At 58.3% G+C, this 16,318-nt stretch carries 13 protein-coding genes; 9 read left to right on the top strand and 4 right to left on the bottom strand.

Annotated features, from left to right (window positions below; genetic code table 11):
* Positions 1-104: 104 nt before the first annotated feature.
* The 9 genes from HW556_RS04720 to ftsZ all read left to right on the top strand — a co-directional run bounded on the left by HW556_RS04720 (position 105) and on the right by ftsZ (position 12,447).
* The gene (locus HW556_RS04720) at positions 105-1,571 is read left to right on the top strand and encodes a UDP-N-acetylmuramoyl-L-alanyl-D-glutamate--2,6-diaminopimelate ligase (RefSeq protein WP_176898454.1); all 1,467 of its coding nucleotides are present in this window, start codon (positions 105-107) and stop codon (positions 1,569-1,571) included.
* 218 nt (positions 1,572-1,789) lie between these two features.
* A complete protein-coding gene (gene mraY, locus HW556_RS04715) occupies positions 1,790-3,010 on the top strand; it encodes a phospho-N-acetylmuramoyl-pentapeptide-transferase (protein WP_176898452.1) in 1,221 nt (406 codons plus the stop codon).
* 61 nt (positions 3,011-3,071) lie between these two features.
* On the top strand, positions 3,072-4,436 hold the full coding sequence (gene murD, locus HW556_RS04710; protein WP_176898450.1) for a UDP-N-acetylmuramoyl-L-alanine--D-glutamate ligase: 1,365 nt from the start codon (positions 3,072-3,074) through the stop codon (positions 4,434-4,436).
* Positions 4,437-4,530: 94 nt separating this feature from the next.
* A complete protein-coding gene (locus HW556_RS04705; protein ID WP_176898448.1) occupies positions 4,531-5,703 on the top strand; it encodes an FtsW/RodA/SpoVE family cell cycle protein in 1,173 nt (390 codons plus the stop codon).
* A 107-nt stretch (positions 5,704-5,810) separates the two neighbouring features.
* The gene (murG, locus tag HW556_RS04700) at positions 5,811-6,902 is read left to right on the top strand and encodes an undecaprenyldiphospho-muramoylpentapeptide beta-N-acetylglucosaminyltransferase (RefSeq protein WP_176898446.1); all 1,092 of its coding nucleotides are present in this window, start codon (positions 5,811-5,813) and stop codon (positions 6,900-6,902) included.
* Positions 6,903-7,015: 113 nt separating this feature from the next.
* A complete protein-coding gene (gene murC / locus HW556_RS04695) occupies positions 7,016-8,530 on the top strand; it encodes a UDP-N-acetylmuramate--L-alanine ligase (protein WP_176898444.1) in 1,515 nt (504 codons plus the stop codon).
* 101 nt (positions 8,531-8,631) lie between these two features.
* Positions 8,632-9,390: a cell division protein FtsQ/DivIB gene (locus HW556_RS04690; RefSeq protein ID WP_176898442.1), complete on the top strand. Its 759-nt coding sequence runs from the start codon at positions 8,632-8,634 to the stop codon at positions 9,388-9,390.
* Between the two features lie 84 nt (positions 9,391-9,474).
* Positions 9,475-10,857: a cell division protein FtsA gene (gene ftsA / locus HW556_RS04685; RefSeq protein WP_176898441.1), complete on the top strand. Its 1,383-nt coding sequence runs from the start codon at positions 9,475-9,477 to the stop codon at positions 10,855-10,857.
* A 105-nt stretch (positions 10,858-10,962) separates the two neighbouring features.
* On the top strand, positions 10,963-12,447 hold the full coding sequence (gene ftsZ / locus HW556_RS04680; RefSeq protein WP_176898440.1) for a cell division protein FtsZ: 1,485 nt from the start codon (positions 10,963-10,965) through the stop codon (positions 12,445-12,447).
* Between the two features lie 82 nt (positions 12,448-12,529).
* On the opposite strand, the gene HW556_RS04675 is transcribed toward ftsZ, so the two are convergent.
* The 4 genes from HW556_RS04675 to HW556_RS04660 all read right to left on the bottom strand — a co-directional run bounded on the left by HW556_RS04675 (position 12,530) and on the right by HW556_RS04660 (position 16,295).
* Positions 12,530-12,694, bottom strand: coding sequence for a hypothetical protein (locus HW556_RS04675; RefSeq protein WP_176898439.1), 165 nt, complete (start codon positions 12,692-12,694; stop codon positions 12,530-12,532).
* 131 nt (positions 12,695-12,825) lie between these two features.
* Positions 12,826-13,353: an NADPH-dependent FMN reductase gene (locus HW556_RS04670; protein ID WP_176898438.1), complete on the bottom strand. Its 528-nt coding sequence runs from the start codon at positions 13,351-13,353 to the stop codon at positions 12,826-12,828.
* A gap of 119 nt (positions 13,354-13,472) precedes the next feature.
* Complete coding sequence (locus tag HW556_RS04665) at positions 13,473-14,228, bottom strand: succinate dehydrogenase/fumarate reductase iron-sulfur subunit (protein ID WP_176898524.1); 756 nt, start codon at positions 14,226-14,228, stop codon at positions 13,473-13,475.
* Between the two features lie 132 nt (positions 14,229-14,360).
* Positions 14,361-16,295 carry a fumarate reductase/succinate dehydrogenase flavoprotein subunit gene (locus HW556_RS04660; RefSeq protein WP_176898437.1) on the bottom strand — a complete coding sequence of 645 codons (1,935 nt, stop codon included), beginning with the start codon at positions 16,293-16,295 and terminating at the stop codon, positions 14,361-14,363.
* Between the last annotated feature and the right edge of the window lie 23 nt (positions 16,296-16,318).

Here is a 16,318-nt window from a genome sequence, read left to right as displayed (position 1 = left end):
AATTGGATCCTCGTCCTGAAAGGCCCGCTCGAATAATATCAGCAACGTAGAGACTACAACTAGTGCGTCTATACGCTGCTCAACAACACTGCGTGAAATCACCCTTGAAAAACCTTGCTCAACTCCTTGCCGCTGCCACCGTGCTCGACCAGCGCGGGCCGACGGACGCTACCATTACTGCCCTCACCCTTGATTCGCGCTCGGCAGGGCCGGGAACGGTGTTTTTTGCATTGCGCGGTACTGCGGCCGACGGCCACCAGTTTATCCAGAAAGCCGTAGAACAGGGTGCGGCCGTGGTAGTGTGCGAGGAGCTGCCGGCTGAGTTGAACCCGGCCACGAGCTACGTGCAGGTAGCCGATTCGGCGGAAGCAATGGCCCTGATGGCGGCCGAGTTTTATGGGCATCCGTCGCGGCAGCTACAGTTGGTGGGCATTACGGGCACCAACGGCAAAACCACCTGCGCTACCATGCTGCACAAGCTGTTCCGGGAGCTGGGCTACCATTGCGGGCTGCTGAGCACGGTGCAGAACCAGATTAACGAGCAGGTGATTCCGAGCACCCACACTACGCCCGACGCCATCCGTCTGAATGAGCTGCTGGCGCAGATGCTGAAGGCTGGCTGCACCCACGTGTTTATTGAGGTCAGCTCGCATGCCGTGGTGCAGCACCGCGTTACGGGTCTGCACTTCGCGGGCGGCGTGTTCACCAACCTCAGCCACGACCACCTCGACTACCACGGTACCTTCGATGCCTATTTGAAGGCCAAGAAGGGCTTTTTTGACATGCTGCCGAAGTCAGGCTTTGCGCTCAGCAACGCCGACGACAAGCGTGGGGCCGTAATGCTGCAGAACGTGGCCGGCCGCCGCGAGCTGTACTCGCTCCGCGGCCACGGCGAATTCCGGGCGCGGCTGCTGGAAAACGCCGTGCACGGTCTGCACCTCGCAATAGAGGGCCGCGAGGTGCAGTTTCGGCTGATTGGCGTGTTCAACGCCTACAACCTGCTGGCTATTTACGGTGCGGCGGTGCTGTTGGGCGAAGACCCCACCGAGGTGCTCACGGTGCTGTCGGGCCTGACTTCGGCCCCCGGTCGCTTCGAGCCGGTGGTATCGGAAAAGGCGCGCATCACGGGTATCGTGGACTACGCCCACACGCCTGACGCGCTGGAAAACGTGCTCCAGACGCTGGCCGACATCCGCCAGCCCAGCCAGCAGATAATTACGGTAGTGGGCTGTGGCGGCAACCGCGACGGAGCCAAGCGTCCCGAAATGGCCCGCCTGGCCGCCGTACTCTCCGAGCGAGCCGTGCTTACCTCCGACAATCCCCGCTTCGAAGATCCCAACGATATTCTGGCCCAGATGCAGGCCGGCGTACCGGTTACCGCGCTGGGCAAAGTTCTCACCATTGCCGACCGGCGCGAGGCCATTAAAACGGCCGTAGCTCTGGCCCAGCCCGGCGACATCGTGCTGGTAGCCGGCAAAGGCCACGAAACCTACCAGGAAATCAAGGGCATTAAAAACGACTTTGACGACAAGCAGGTGCTAAAGGAGATGTTCGCGCTGCTGGGGAAGTAGCGTTTAGTGGATGCGGAAAAACGTCATGCAGAGCGGAGCGAAGCATCTCGCGTACTGACGTTGAAATGGTAAACCAACGTCGGCACGCGAGATGCTTCGCTCCGCTCTGCATGACAGTTTTTTAATCATATTATCTCCAAAAACTCACCACTAGCCGCTAATCCCTCCCCGCTAAAATCTACCTTTGCGCTTCAACCCGCCCGCCGAACGCCGCGCCCATGCTGTACTACCTGTTCAATTACCTCTATAAAGTACACCACATTCCGGGCACCGGCGTGATGCAGTATAGCTCGTTTCGGGCGGCGCTGGCCATCGTTTCATCATTGATTATTGCGCAGTATTTCGGGGCGCCGCTGATTCGGCTGTTGCAACGGCAGCAGATTGGCGAAACCATCCGCGACCTAGGCTTGCAGGGGCAGGCCGAGAAAAAGGGCACCCCCACCATGGGCGGCCTGATTATTCTGCTGGCCATTCTGGTGCCGGTACTGCTGTTTGCCAAGCTCGATAATATTTACATCATCCTGATGCTGCTCAGCACGGTTTGGCTGGGTTTGATTGGCTTCGTGGACGACTACATTAAGGTAGTAAAGAAGAACAAGGACGGGTTGGCCGGCCGCTTCAAGATTCTGGGGCAGGTGGGCCTGGGCCTCACGGTGGGCTGGGTGCTGTTCTTCAGCAACGACGTGACGGTGCGCCAGTACGTGCTGGCCAACGGCTCGTTTTCGGCCGTAGATGCCAGCACGGTATACCAGGATGTGAAGCTGATGATCACCACGGTGCCGTTCATTAAGAACAACGAGCTCAACTACGGCGACCTGTTCGCCACGGCCGGCGACTTTTTCAACGAGTATTACGCCTTCTTCTACATTCCCATCGTCATCCTTATCATTACCGCCGTCAGCAACGGCGCCAATCTCACCGATGGCCTCGACGGGCTGGCAGCAGGCACCTCGGCCATTATTGGCACTACGCTGGCCGTTTTTGCCTTCGTGAGCGGCAATGCTCTGCTGGCCGATTACCTTGATATCATGTTCATCCCGAATTCGGGCGAACTGGTCATCTTCTGTGCCGCTTTCGTGGGGGCCTGCGTGGGCTTTCTGTGGTACAATAGCTATCCGGCCCAGGTATTCATGGGCGACACCGGTTCGCTGGCCATCGGCGGCATTATTGCCGTGCTGGCTCTCATTGTGCGCAAGGAACTGCTGATTCCGGTACTCTGCGGGGTGTTTCTGATTGAGAGTCTCTCGGTGATGGCGCAGGTAAGCTACTTCAAATACACCCGTCGCAAGTATGGCGAGGGCCGGCGGCTGCTGCGCATGTCGCCGTTGCACCACCACTACCAGAAGCTGGGCTACCACGAGTCCAAAATCGTGTCGCGCTTCTGGATTGTGAGTATTATGCTGGCCGTGCTGACTTTGGTAACGTTGAAGCTACGCTAACAGAGGTTTCACGCAGAGTTCGTTCACTGCAAGACACTGCGTTAAACCCAAAAGAACAACTATGCACTACGTAATTCTGGGAGCCGGCGAGAGTGGGGTAGGGGCGGCGCTGCTGGCCCAGGCCAAGGGGCACACCGTGTTCGTGTCCGACCAAAGCCCGATTCAACCCAAGTACCAGCAGAAGCTGCGCAACGCCAATATCCGGTTCGAGGAGGGCGGGCACACGCTGGAAGAAATTCTGACGGCCGATGAGGTAGTAAAAAGCCCCGGCATCCCGGAAAAAGCAGCCGTCATTCAGGCATTGCGGAATAAAGGCACGCCCATTATTTCCGAAATTGAGCTGGCCGGGCGCTACACCCGCGCCCGGTGCATCGCCATTACGGGTACCAACGGCAAAACTACCACTACGCTGCTCACCTACCACCTGCTGAAGGAGTGCGGCCTGAGCGTGGGGCTGGCCGGCAACGTGGGCTACTCGCTGGCCGAGCAGGTTATTGCCGATGCGCACGACTACTACGTGCTGGAGTTAAGCTCCTTCCAGCTCGACGACACCTACGACTTTCAGCCCTGGGTAGCGGTGCTGCTCAACATCACCCCCGACCACCTCGACCGCTACGACTACTCGCTGGAGAACTACGCCAAGTCCAAGTTGCGCATCACCCAGCGCCAAGACAGCAGCAACTTCTTCATTTATAATGCCGACGACGAAACCATCCAGCGTTACTTCCCCGGCGCGTTGCGGCCTATGCGCCAGCTACCCTTTAGCCTGCACCACCGCCCCGATTTCCAACTGGCGGGCTACTACCTGCAGGAGGAGGTGATGGGCGTGGACTTGCAGCCCGGTCCTTACAGTGAGGCTGAGGAAATCAGCACCGCTGCATCGCCGCTCATCGGCCAGCACAACCGTCAGAACGCGCTGGTCGCCATACTATGCGCCCGCCTGGCCGGCTTGGAAGCCCCGCAGATTGAAGCCGCCCTGGCTACGTTCCGCAACGCCGACCACCGTTTGCAGCTGGTAGGCGAGGTAGGCGGTGTGCGCTTCATCAACGACAGCAAGGCCACCAACGTGGAGGCTGCCTGGTACGCCCTCGACGGTATTACGGCCCCAATTGTGTGGATTGCGGGTGGCACCGATAAGGGCAACGACTACAGCAGCCTCCTGCCGCTGGCCGAAAGCCGCGTAAAAGCGCTAATTTGCCTGGGGCTCGACAACGAAAAGCTCCGCGCCAGCTTCGGCAGCGTGGTGCCGCATCTCGAAGAAACCCAAAGCATGGCTAGCGCCGTGCAGCGGGCCGCTGCCCTCGCCGCCTCCGGCGACGTGGTGCTGCTCTCGCCCGCCTGCGCCTCGTTCGACCTGTTTCAGAACTACGAGGACCGCGGCCGCCAGTTCGCCGCCGCTGTGGCTGCATTGGAGGCCGAAGCGTAGCTGTTGGAAGCGGACGCCAGATGAAGCATGACACGTTCGTTTCTCCAATCGAACATAAATAATCAGTACAACCACCTCTAATCAACGAAAATCAGTGATTAATAACTGGCTTCGGAAAAACCTCAAGGGTGACCCTATTCTATGGGGTATCGTGCTGCTATTTTCGCTGATTTCCATTGCCGTGGTGTACTCGGCAACGGGTACGCTGGCCTATAAGAGCCGCGGTGGCAACACCGAGTACTTCCTCTTCAAGCACACCAGCCTGATTTTCGTGGGCCTGCTGTTTATGTGGCTGGCACACCGAATAGACTACCGTCACTACTCGCGCCTCTCGCTTTATGCGCTGCTGGCCTCGGTGCCGCTGCTCATCTTCACCTTCGTGATGGGCTCGACGCTTAACGAGGCCTCGCGCTGGCTTACCATCCCGGTCATCAACCAAACCTTCCAGCCCTCCGACCTAGCCAAGCTGGCCCTGATCACGCACTTGGCTTCCATGCTCAGCCGCCGCCAGCAAAACGTGGGCGACTTTAAAACCACGCTGCTGCCGGTAATGCTGTGGGTGGGCGTCATCTGCGGGCTTATCATTCTGTCGAATGCCTCCACAGCGCTGCTGCTGTTCGCCACCTGCCTGCTGCTGATGTTTATTGGCCGGGTGCCGCTCAAGCAGATGGCCGTGATGGTCGTGATTGGCGTTGTGATTGGCGGCGTGGGCCTAGTGGCGGGGCAGCGCTGGAAAACGGTGCAGTCGCGCATTGAGAGCTTCACCGACAAGAGCAAGCCGGTGCCGTTTCAGCTGGAGCACGCCTACATTGCCGAGGCTACGGGCGGCGTGTTCGGCAAGGGGCCCGGCAAAAGCACCGAGCGCAACATCATGCCCCACCCGTATTCCGACTTCATCTACGCCATCATTATTGAAGAATACGGCCTGTTTGGGGGCGTGATAGTGCTGTTCCTTTATCTGGCCTTCCTCTATCGAGGATTGAAAACGGTGATGAATAGTTACGGGGCCTTCGGAGGGCTGCTCTCAGCGGGGCTTACCTTTAGCTTAGTGCTGCAGGCTATGGTGAATATGGGCGTGGCCGTGGGCCTGGGCCCAATTACCGGTCTGCCGCTGCCGCTGCTCAGCATGGGCGGTACCTCGCTCATCTTCACCGGCATCAGCATCGGCATTATTCTGGCTGTAAGCCGTGGCGAGCGGGAAATCCGCCCCATGACTGACCAGCCCGCCGATACCGCCCGCATCCCGAAAGTATCGGTCAGCTATTAGCGGTTGCTGGTAGTGCTTAGCTGTTCGTGCCTGGTGATTGGGCCTTTCTATTATTCCGGCAGCGTCTAACAGCCTAAGCACTAGGCGTAAAATACTAAGCTCAAAGCATGAAACTCATCATCAGCGGCGGCGGCACCGGGGGGCACATTTTTCCGGCCGTGGCCATTGCCAACGAAGTGCGGCGGCGCTTTCCCGACGCCGAAATTCTGTTTGTGGGCGCTAACGGCCGCATGGAGATGACCCGGATACCCGAAGCAGGCTACGAGATTATCGGCCTCGATATTGCCGGCCTGCAGCGCAGCCTGACGCCTAAAAACCTGCTGTTCCCGATTAAAGTGATGCGGGCCGTGCGCAAAGCCGGTAAAATCATTGAGAAGTTCCGGCCCGATGCCGTAGTGGGCGTGGGCGGCTATGCCTCGGCCCCGGTGCTGCTGGCGGCCACTTCGCGAGGCATTCCGGCCCTTATTCAGGAGCAGAACTCCTACGCCGGCCTCGTAAATAAATTACTGGCCAAACGGGTCCAACGCATCTGTGTAGCCTACGAGGGCATGGAAAAGTTCTTCCCCAGCAACCGGCTGACGCTAACCGGTAACCCCGTGCGCACCGAAATTGCCAGCGGCCAGCGTGCCGAGGCCCTGGCCTTTTTCGGGCTCGATGCAGCCCGGCCGGTGCTGCTTGTGATTGGGGGCAGCCTAGGGGCGCGTACGCTCAACCAGGCCACTGCCACCGCGCTGCCCCGCCTGCAGGAGGCCGGCGTGCAGTTGCTCTGGCAAACCGGCAAGCTCTATTTTCCAGAAGCCGGCAAGCAGGCCGCCCCATTTGCCGCCGCCGGTTTGCAGGCCCTAGAGTTCATCCGCCGCATGGATCTGGCCTACGCCGCTGCCGACGTGGTGGTGAGCCGGGCTGGGGCACTGTCGGTGTCGGAGCTGTGCCTGACGGGCAAGCCGAGCATCCTGGTGCCCTCGCCCAATGTAGCCGAAGACCACCAGACCAAGAATGCCCTGGCCCTCAGCACTCAGGACGCCGCCCTGCTCGTGCGCGACGCCGAGGCCGCCGCCACGCTCTACGACGAAACCTTGGCGTTACTCCAAAACCCGGCGCGCCAGCAGCAGCTAAGCACCAACATTCTGCAGCTTGCCCGCCCTCAAGCCACGGCCACGATTGTGGACGAGCTACTGAAACTGATTCCGAACGCGTAGGGGCGGGGCTTGTCCCCGCCCGTCACTGAACGATTGTCGTTGCAATTGCGCGCACGGCGGGCGGGGACAAGCCCCGCCCCTACGACTACCATCCAAGCTCTGCACCCCTAAAAATGAAAACCAACGTCTTCTTCCTGGGTATCGGTGGCATCGGTATGTCGGCACTGGCGCGCTGGTTCCGGGCCAACGGGCATGTGGTGAGCGGCTACGACAAAACCCGTACGCCTCTGACCGACGCTCTGACGGCCGAAGGTATCACGATTCACTACGACGATTCGATAGAAAGCATTCCGGCGGCCGTGCGCGCGAATCCGGCCGATACATTGGTCGTGCTTACGCCCGCTATTCCGAAGGACCACCGCGAGTGGGCTTGGCTGCGGGAGCGGGGCTACGACATCCGCAAGCGCAGCCAGGTGCTGGGCGTGCTCACCGCCGGCCGGCCCACCATTGCGGTGGCCGGCACCCACGGCAAAACTACCACCAGCAGCATGGTGGCCCACTTGCTGCATCATGCCGGCGTACCCTGCGCCGCGTTTCTGGGTGGCATCAGCGTGAACCTGGGCTCGAACCTGCTGCTGCCGGATTCAATTAAAAATTTGAGTGTAGAAAGTGATAATCAGGCGGCAGAAACGAACACCGAAACAACAACTGAAAATGTTCCCGTCGTAGTAGAGGCTGATGAATATGACCGGAGCTTTCTGACGCTGTTTCCGACGGTGGCCATCGTGACAAGTACCGACGCCGACCACCTCGATATTTACGGGGATGCCGAGACGCTACTGGAGTCGTTCCGGCAGTTTGTAGGGCAGATTCAGCCGGGTGGCACGCTCATCATCAACCACACGGCTGATGCCAGCGTGGCTGCCGCCGCACCGGCCGGCGTGCGGGTGCTGCGCTACGGTCTCTCGTCCGAGCAGGGCCCGGAGCTATATTCTACCAACATTACCGCCGAGGGCCACTTGTTCCGTTTCGATATGCACGGACCGGTAGCGGAGCAAACGGCGCTATCAGCTAACAACTCTCAGCCAACAGCTCAGATAAAAAATCTGGAGCTGGCCGTGCCAGGATTTCATAACGTGGAAAACATGCTGGCCGCCGCTTGCGTGGCCCGCCTCTACGGCCTCAGCGATGAGCAACTGCGTGCTGCTGTGGCCGCTTATCGGGGCGTAAAGCGCCGTTTCGAGTTCATCGTGACGGCCGGTACGTCCGAGCAGCCTAAGGTATATGTGGATGATTACGCCCACCATCCGCGCGAAATCGAGGCCTTTTTGCAGTCTCTGCGGGCCCTGTACCCGGGGCGGCGGCTGCGGGTGATTTTCCAACCCCACCTTTACAGCCGCACCCGCGATTTTGCCGCCGGATTCGCTGAGAGTCTGAGCCTTGCCGACGAAGTGGTACTGCTCGACATCTACCCGGCCCGCGAGCAGCCACTGCCGGGCGTCACGTCGGAGTTGATTTTATCCCAAATCACGGCGCCGATAAAATCTCTCCAAACTAAGGACGAAATTTTGCAAAACGCCGAAACCAATCCGAATTTTGACGTATTAGCCACCGTAGGCGCCGGCGACATCGACCAGTTAGTGCCTCAATTAAAGAATATTTTGAATATTCGCTGGCTGAATAGCTGAGTTGCCCGGCCGGCCGCTTGCCGGTAACCGGAAGCGGCTCCTGCAGCAAGCCCCGCCGCCACGTCATTCATTTTTCTCCTGACCCCAGTACCAAACCCCGAATGAAGCGCGACGCCAAAAACCTGCTGATTGCCACTGTATGTCTGCTGCTGCTGCTGGGCCTGGGGGCATTTGCGGCCGTGCGGCAGGCCAATCGCAAGGTGGGGGGCGTCATTGTGTCGGTCAGCAACGAATTCAATAACTTCTTCATCGGCCAGCGCGAAGTAACCGGCCTGCTGACCCGCCAGGGCCGCGACCGGCTGGAGGGCTCTGCGCCCTCCGACATCGACCTGAAGGCCCTCGAAGCGCGCCTCAAGGCCCATAGTTTCGTGAAGGAGGCCCAAGTCTACCGCGACCTGGCCGGCAACCTGCACGCCGATGTGCGCCAGAGCCGGCCCATTGCCCGCCTCGTACACGCCGATTCGCGACAGGACAGCTACCTCGATGCCGATGGGCGTAAGCTGCCGCTTTCTTCGCTGTTCACGGCCCGGGTCGTGCCCATCTCGCGGGCTGGCGGCGTTCCGCTGGTCGCCTCCTTCTTTCAGGACAGCAGCGGCATACGTTACCTCGAATTCCTGCGTTACATCGACGGAAAACCCTTCTGGCGCGCACAGGTCGCCGAAATATTCGTGGCGCCTAATGGAAAGATTTCGTTCACCCAACAGGTGGGTGACCAGCGGGTCGAATTTGGCTTTCCTGATAATATTTCGGAAAAATTCGCGAAACTGATGGTATTTTACCGTCAAATTCCGCCGGTGCTTGGCTGGGACACGTACCATCGCGTCAACGTCGAATTCAAGGATCAAATCATCTGTGAATAAAATTATCCGTCTAAAACGCTACCTTAAAGCGGATTAAACGCCCTTTTCCTGCCTGCACCTGCCAACTCCTCGCCCATCCTTCCCATGCAACACGATAAAATTGTAGTCGGCCTCGACATCGGTACCACCAAAATATGTGCTTTGGTTGGCCGTAAAAATGAATTCGGCAAGCTCGAAATTCTGGGTTTGGGCAAGGCCGTGTCGGAAGGCGTGGTACGGGGAATTGTGTCGAATATCGACAAAACAGTGGACGCCATCAAGAAGGCCATTAAGCAGGCAGAGGAGCAGTCGGGCATCAACATTGGCGTGGTGAACGTGGGCATTGCGGGCCAGCACATCAAGAGCCTGCAGCACAACGGCAGCATCACCCGCACCTCGGCCGAAACCGAAATAACCCAGGCCGACGTGGAGCGCCTTACCAGCGACATGTACCGCCTCGTGACGCCGCCTGGTTCGCAGATCATCCACGTAATGCCCCAGGACTACAAGGTGGATTACGAGGAAGGTATTCTGGACCCGGTAGGCATGTCGGGCGTACGGCTGGAGGGCAATTTCCACATCATCACGGCGCAGAGCACGGCCATCAATAACGTGTATAAGTGCGTTACGAAGGCCGGGCTGGAAATTGATAACCTGATTTTGGAGCCGCTGGCATCGAGCATGTCGGTGCTGAGCGATGAGGAGAAGGAAGCTGGCGTGGCGCTGGTTGACATTGGCGGCGGCACGACCGATCTGGCCATTTTCAAGGATGGCATCATCCGCCACGCGGCGGTGCTGCCCTTCGGCGGCAACATCATCACTACCGATATCAAGCAGGGCTGCCAGGTGATGCAGAACCAGGCCGAGCAGCTCAAGGTGAAGTTCGGCAAGGCTATTGCCGAAGAAGCCTCGGAGTACGAAATCGTGAGCATCCCTGGCCTGCGCGACCGAGCACCCAAGGAAATCAGCCTGAAAAACCTGGCCTACATCATTGAGGCCCGGATGGAGGAAATTGTGGAGCTGGTATATGCCGAAATCCAGCGTCTGGGCTTCCAGGACAAGTTGGCGGCTGGCATCGTGATGACCGGTGGCGGCTCGCAACTCCAGAATCTGGTGCAACTGGCTGAGTACGTAACAGGCCTCGACACGCGCATCGGCTACCCCAACGAGCACTTGGGTAAGAGCAAGATTGAAGCGGTAAAATCGCCCATGTACGCCACCACGGTGGGCCTGGTGCTAGCTGGTTACCGCTCGCTCGACGACCGTTTGGCTCAGCGCGGCTACGAGGAGCCCGAGCAGGAGCAGAACTACTACGTGCCCACGCCCGAAGCGCGGCCGGCTACTACTGCTCCGCAAACTCCAGCAGCCTCGGCCACTCCAGCAGCCGAAAAGGCTGCTAAAAAGCCGGGTGCCGGGGATTTTTTCCAACGAATTCTTAATCGCACAAAAGATCTGCTGATTAATGATTTCGACGACAAACAGTATTAATGTCAATTGAAAATTAGAAGTTAGAAATTAGGAGTTGCTGCTCTGCCAAGACTGCCAATTCTTGATTTTTAATTTTTGGCTTTTAATTCATAATTGACCCTAAACATGAATTATACCTTCGACATACAGCCGCAATCGACCTCCATCATCAAAGTGATTGGTGTGGGTGGTGGTGGCTCCAATGCGGTCAAACACATGTATGCCCAAGGCATAAAAGACGTGGAGTTTGTAATCTGCAATACCGATAAGCAGGCCCTGGCATCGTCGCCCGTACCTAACCGCATGCAAATTGGCATCGACCTAACCGAAGGGCTGGGCGCGGGGGCCAACCCCGAGCGGGGCAAGCAGGCGGCCATTGAGAGCCGCGAGCAGATTCGCGAGCTGCTGAGCAATGGTACCCGCATGGTGTTCATTACGGCAGGCATGGGCGGCGGCACCGGTACCGGGGCCGCGCCCGTAATTGCCAAGGTTGCCAAGGAGCTGGGCATTCTGACGGTTGGTATCGTAACGGCCCCGTTTATGTTTGAGGGCCGCAAAAAGCGCCAGCAAGCTGAGCAGGGCATCAAGGAGCTGAGTGAGGACTGCGACACGGTACTGGTGATTCTCAACGACAAGATCCGCGAGATGTACGGCAACCTTCCCCTGAGCGCGGCCTTTGCCAAAGCCGATACTGTGCTGACGACGGCGGCCAAGTCCATTGCCGAGATTATCACGGTAACCTCGGACGTGAACGTGGACTTTGAAGACGTGAAAACGGTGATGAAGGACTCGGGCGCGGCCGTAATGGGCAGTAGCGTAACGGAGGGCGAGAACCGCGCCGCCCGGGCCGCTGAGGAGGCTCTGGCCTCGCCGCTACTCAACAACACCGATATCCACGGTGCCCAGCGTATTCTGCTCAGCATCATGTCGGGTGACCAGGCCGAACTGGAGATGGACGAATTGACCGAAATCACGGAGTACATCCAAGATAAGGCCGGCCAGAATGCTGAGGTTATTTTTGGCCACGGCATCGACCCCTCGCTGGGCCAGAGCATCCGCGTAACTGTAATTGCCACCGGCTTCGCTCGCGACGCCCACAACATTACGGCCGTAGTGCCCCGCGACGATGCTCGGGCTGACCCTACGACCGGTCCAGACCGTGAGGATGAGGAGCCCGCTGCAGCCGCGCCGCTTGTGCCTACGTTTGGCAGCCCTGCGCCCGTCGAGCCGCCGGTTGTAATCCGCGACCTTGATACTTCTCCTCCGCAACACAGCACCGCGCCGGTGTCGGCCCCTTCTATGCCGGCCCCCGAGCCGCAGTTGCAGTACCAGTATCCGCCGCAAACGCCCGTGGCTACCCTGCCGCATAGCCTGCCCCGACCTTCACTGGAGGCCCGGGCTGAGGAGCGACGCCAGCGCTTGCAGGCGCTGAGCAACGGCCTGACCAACGATGCGCTGAAAGATCAGTTGGAAACTCCCGCCTATCTGCGTCGTCAGGTAAAGCTGGAAAACGTGGTGCCCTCTTCGGAGCAGAACGTGAGCCGCTTTAATCTCTCCGACGACAACGAGTTGCTGGGCGACAACCGCTTCCTACACGACAACGTGGATTAGCGGGCAGTTTTATCCGCCAACCTATAAAGCAACAGGCCGCCCCGAATTCGTCGGGGCGGCCTGTTGCTTTATGGGTTGGCTCTTAGCGTAAGGAATCGGGCGGCGTAGGGCTGACCGAATCGGTCGGAAACTTATCCGGATGCATCATCTCGCGCTCGGGGGCAAGCTGGCTGCTCTTGCCCCGCCGGGGCGTGAGCGTGCAGGCACTCAGGAAAGCTAAACTAGAAAGCAGCAATACATATTTCATTAGCAGAAAACAGTTAAGCGAAACAGCCCTTACGCAGATGGCCGGCTTTTGGTCATCTGCTGGCCCGCTAACGAAAATGTTTCTGCTATATTATTCCTGCCTCTGGCCGCCAATAGTTACTGCAGGATTGCCTAAAACCGTAGCAAGTGGGGTATCTGCTCGCGGAGCAACGTCTGGTAAAAGGGTTCCGTCAGTTCACCGTCATCGTTCAGGTGCTTGTCAATAAAGGGCAGACGCACGCGCTGGGGAAGCACAGCGGTGCCCAGATACATAAGAATGTCGGTGAGATGATTAAGGGCCAGCAAGCCGCCCTGCCCGCCGCTACTCAACCCCACCAGCGCCGCCTTTTTGTTGCTTAGCGCCGAAGGGTAGGGCAGGCCATCAATAAAAGCCTTCAGTACACCTGGAAACGAGCAATTATACTCGGGAACGATAAATACCAGCTTGTCGGCGGCACTGGCCTGCTCAGCTAGGCGGTTGAAGCCATCATGTCTGCCGGCATTGTCGTACAGTGCTGAAAATGTAAAATCGGCTGGTAACTCCAGCAAGTCCAGAACAGAAGAATCAACTCCGTGTTCAGCCAGCAGGCGGGCGTATAAATCGGCTAGGCGACGGGCGCGGGAATTAGGGCGGTTAGTGCCAACAACAATTGTGAGCATTCGGGTAGTTGGAAAGAGAGTCAAGGGAAAAAGTGCCTATTATAGGCAGGTAGCAAAAAAGGCGAAACGGAAGCCCGTTTCGCCTTTTCAAGGAATCCTGACAGGATAACCACCAAAGCTTACGCCAGGTTATTGGATGTGGCTTTGGCCGACAAAAATTCTTGGTTAAGGGTAGCAATATTTTCGAGTGAGATGCCCACCGGACACTCGGCGGCACAGGAGCCAATATTGGTGCAGGCACCAAAACCTTCCTTATCCATCTGGGCTACCATGTTCTCAACGCGGGTTTTGCGCTCCACGTGGCCTTGGGGCAGCAATGCCAGCTGACTTACTTTGGCCGATACGAACAGCATAGCCGAAGCGTTTTTGCAGGCCGCTACGCAGGCACCACAACCAATGCAGGTAGCCGCTTCAAAAGCCCGATCGGCAATGTTCTTGGGAATCGGAATTTCATTAGCATCGGGGGTACCACCGGTGTTAATGCTCACGTAGCCGCCCGCCTGGATGATGCGGTCAAAGGCCGAACGGTCCACGCTCAGGTCTTTGTTGAGCGGGAAAGCAGATGCGCGCCAAGGTTCGATGGTAATGGTATCGCCATCGGAGAACTTGCGCATGTGCAACTGGCAGGTCGTGGTGCCCTGCTCTGGGCCGTGGGCCCGGCCGTTGATGAACAGGTTGCACGAGCCGCAGATGCCTTCGCGGCAGTCGTGGTCGAAGGCTACCGGCTCTTGGCCCTGGCGCAACAGGTCCTCGTTGAGTACGTCGAGCATCTCCAAGAACGACATATCGGGCGAGATGTCCTTGACCTTATAATCGACGATACCTCCCTCACTGATGCGGTTTTTCTGCCGCCACACCTTCAGGGTGAGGTTCATTGGTTTGGCGTTGGGGTTACTTCCGGCCATGTTTTTGGCTATTAGCTGTTAGCTGATAGCTGTTAGCTTGTCGGGCTGGGGCTGTTGGCACGAAGCGAACAGCTAGCAGCTAAAGGCTAACAGCTGAAAAAATTACTTGTAGCTGCGCTGGGTAAGCTTTACGTTCTCGAACGTGAGCTCTTCCTTGTTCAGCTTTTCGGGTTGGTTTTCGCCCACGTATTCCCAGGCGGCCACATAAGCGTAGTCGTCATCGTTGCGCAGGGCCTCACCCTCGGGCGTCTGGTACTCCTCGCGGAAGTGACCACCGCAGCTTTCGTTGCGGTCCAAGGCGTCGTCTACCATCAGTTCGCCCAACTCGATGAAGTCAGCCACACGGCCGGCTTTCTCCAGCGCCTGGTTCATTTCCAGTTCGGTACCGGCCAGTTTCAAGTCGCTCCAGAATTCCTTCTTCAGCTGTTGGATCTCCTTTTTGGCGTAGCGCAGGCCTTCAGCGTTGCGCGACATGCCGCAGTACTCCCACATCAGATTGCCGAGCTTCTTGTGGAAATCGTCGGGAGTGCGGGTACCGTTGATGGACATCATCTGTTGCACGCGGGCCTGCACGGCGGCCGTGGCCTCGGCAAAGGCGGGGTCTTCAGTCGTTACAGGCTTAGGCGGTGTAGATGCCAGGTAATCGCCAATGGTGTAAGGAATTACGAAGTAACCGTCGGCCAAGCCCTGCATGAGGGCCGAAGCGCCGAGTCGATTGGCGCCGTGGTCAGAGAAGTTGCACTCGCCGGTGGCGTAAAGGCCCTTCACCGTGGTTTGCAGATTGTAGTCAACCCAGAGGCCACCCATGGTATAGTGAACCGCTGGGTAAATACGCATGGGCCGCTCGTAGGGGTTTTCGCCGGTAATTTTGGCGTACATATCGAACAGGTTGCCATACTTCTGGCTCACTGCCTCAGCCGAGGTACGCTTGATAACGTCGGCGAAGTCGAGGTATACAGCCAGACCGGTTGAGCCTACACCTTTGCCCTCATCGCACATGAGCTTTGCGTTGCGCGAAGCTACGTCGCGAGGCACTAGGTTACCGAAAGCCGGGTACTTGCGCTCCAAGAAGTAGTCGCGGTCTGCCTCGGCAATATCGTTAACGTTGATTTCGCCCTTGCGCAGGCGCTCGGCTGTTTCCTTGGTGGCCGGTACCCACACACGGCCATCGTTACGCAACGACTCCGACATCAACGTCAGCTTCGACTGGTAATCGCCCGATACGGGGATACAGGTAGGGTGAATCTGGGTGAAGCAGGGGTTGGCGAAATACGCACCCTTTTTGTGGGCCCGCCAAGCGGCGGTAGCGTTGCAGTACATGGCGTTGGTGCTCAAGAAGAACACGTTACCGTAGCCGCCGGTAGCCAGTACCACGGCATGGGCCGCGTGCTGCTCAATCTCACCGGTCAGCAAATTGCGGGTGATAATACCACGAGCCTGGCCGTCCACCGTCACCAGATCCAGCATTTCGGAGCGGGTGTAGAGCTTTACTTTACCGTAGGCCACCTGCCGCGAGAGGGCTGAGTAGGCGCCTAACAGCAACTGCTGGCCGGTTTGGCCGCGAGCATAAAATGTGCGGCTCACCTGCGCGCCACCGAACGAGCGGTTGGCCAGCAGGCCGCCGTATTCGCGGGCGAAGGGTACGCCTTGGGCCACGCACTGGTCGATGATGTTGACCGATACCTGAGCCAGACGGTACACGTTGGCCTCGCGGGAACGGTAGTCACCACCCTTTACGGTGTCGTAGAAAAGGCGGTATACCGAGTCACCGTCGTTCTGGTAGTTTTTGGCGGCATTGATACCACCCTGAGCGGCAATGGAGTGCGCCCGACGCGGGGAGTCGTGGAAAGTGAAAGCTTTCACATTGTAGCCCAGCTCAGCGAGCGAAGCAGCTGCCGAAGCGCCGGCCAGGCCGGTGCCCACCACAATGATGTCGTACTTCCGCTTATTAGACGGGTTGACGAGCTTAACGTTGAACTTATGCTTCTCCCACTTCTCGGCTATCGGGCCTTCGGGAAGTTTGGAATCAAGTACCATAAAGGGTAGAGTTAGAGAGTGGG

This window comes from Hymenobacter terrestris (assembly GCF_013377905.1).
Classification (GTDB): Bacteria; Bacteroidota; Bacteroidia; order Cytophagales; family Hymenobacteraceae; genus Hymenobacter; species Hymenobacter terrestris.
This window is presented reverse-complemented; position numbering and strand designations above follow the sequence as displayed.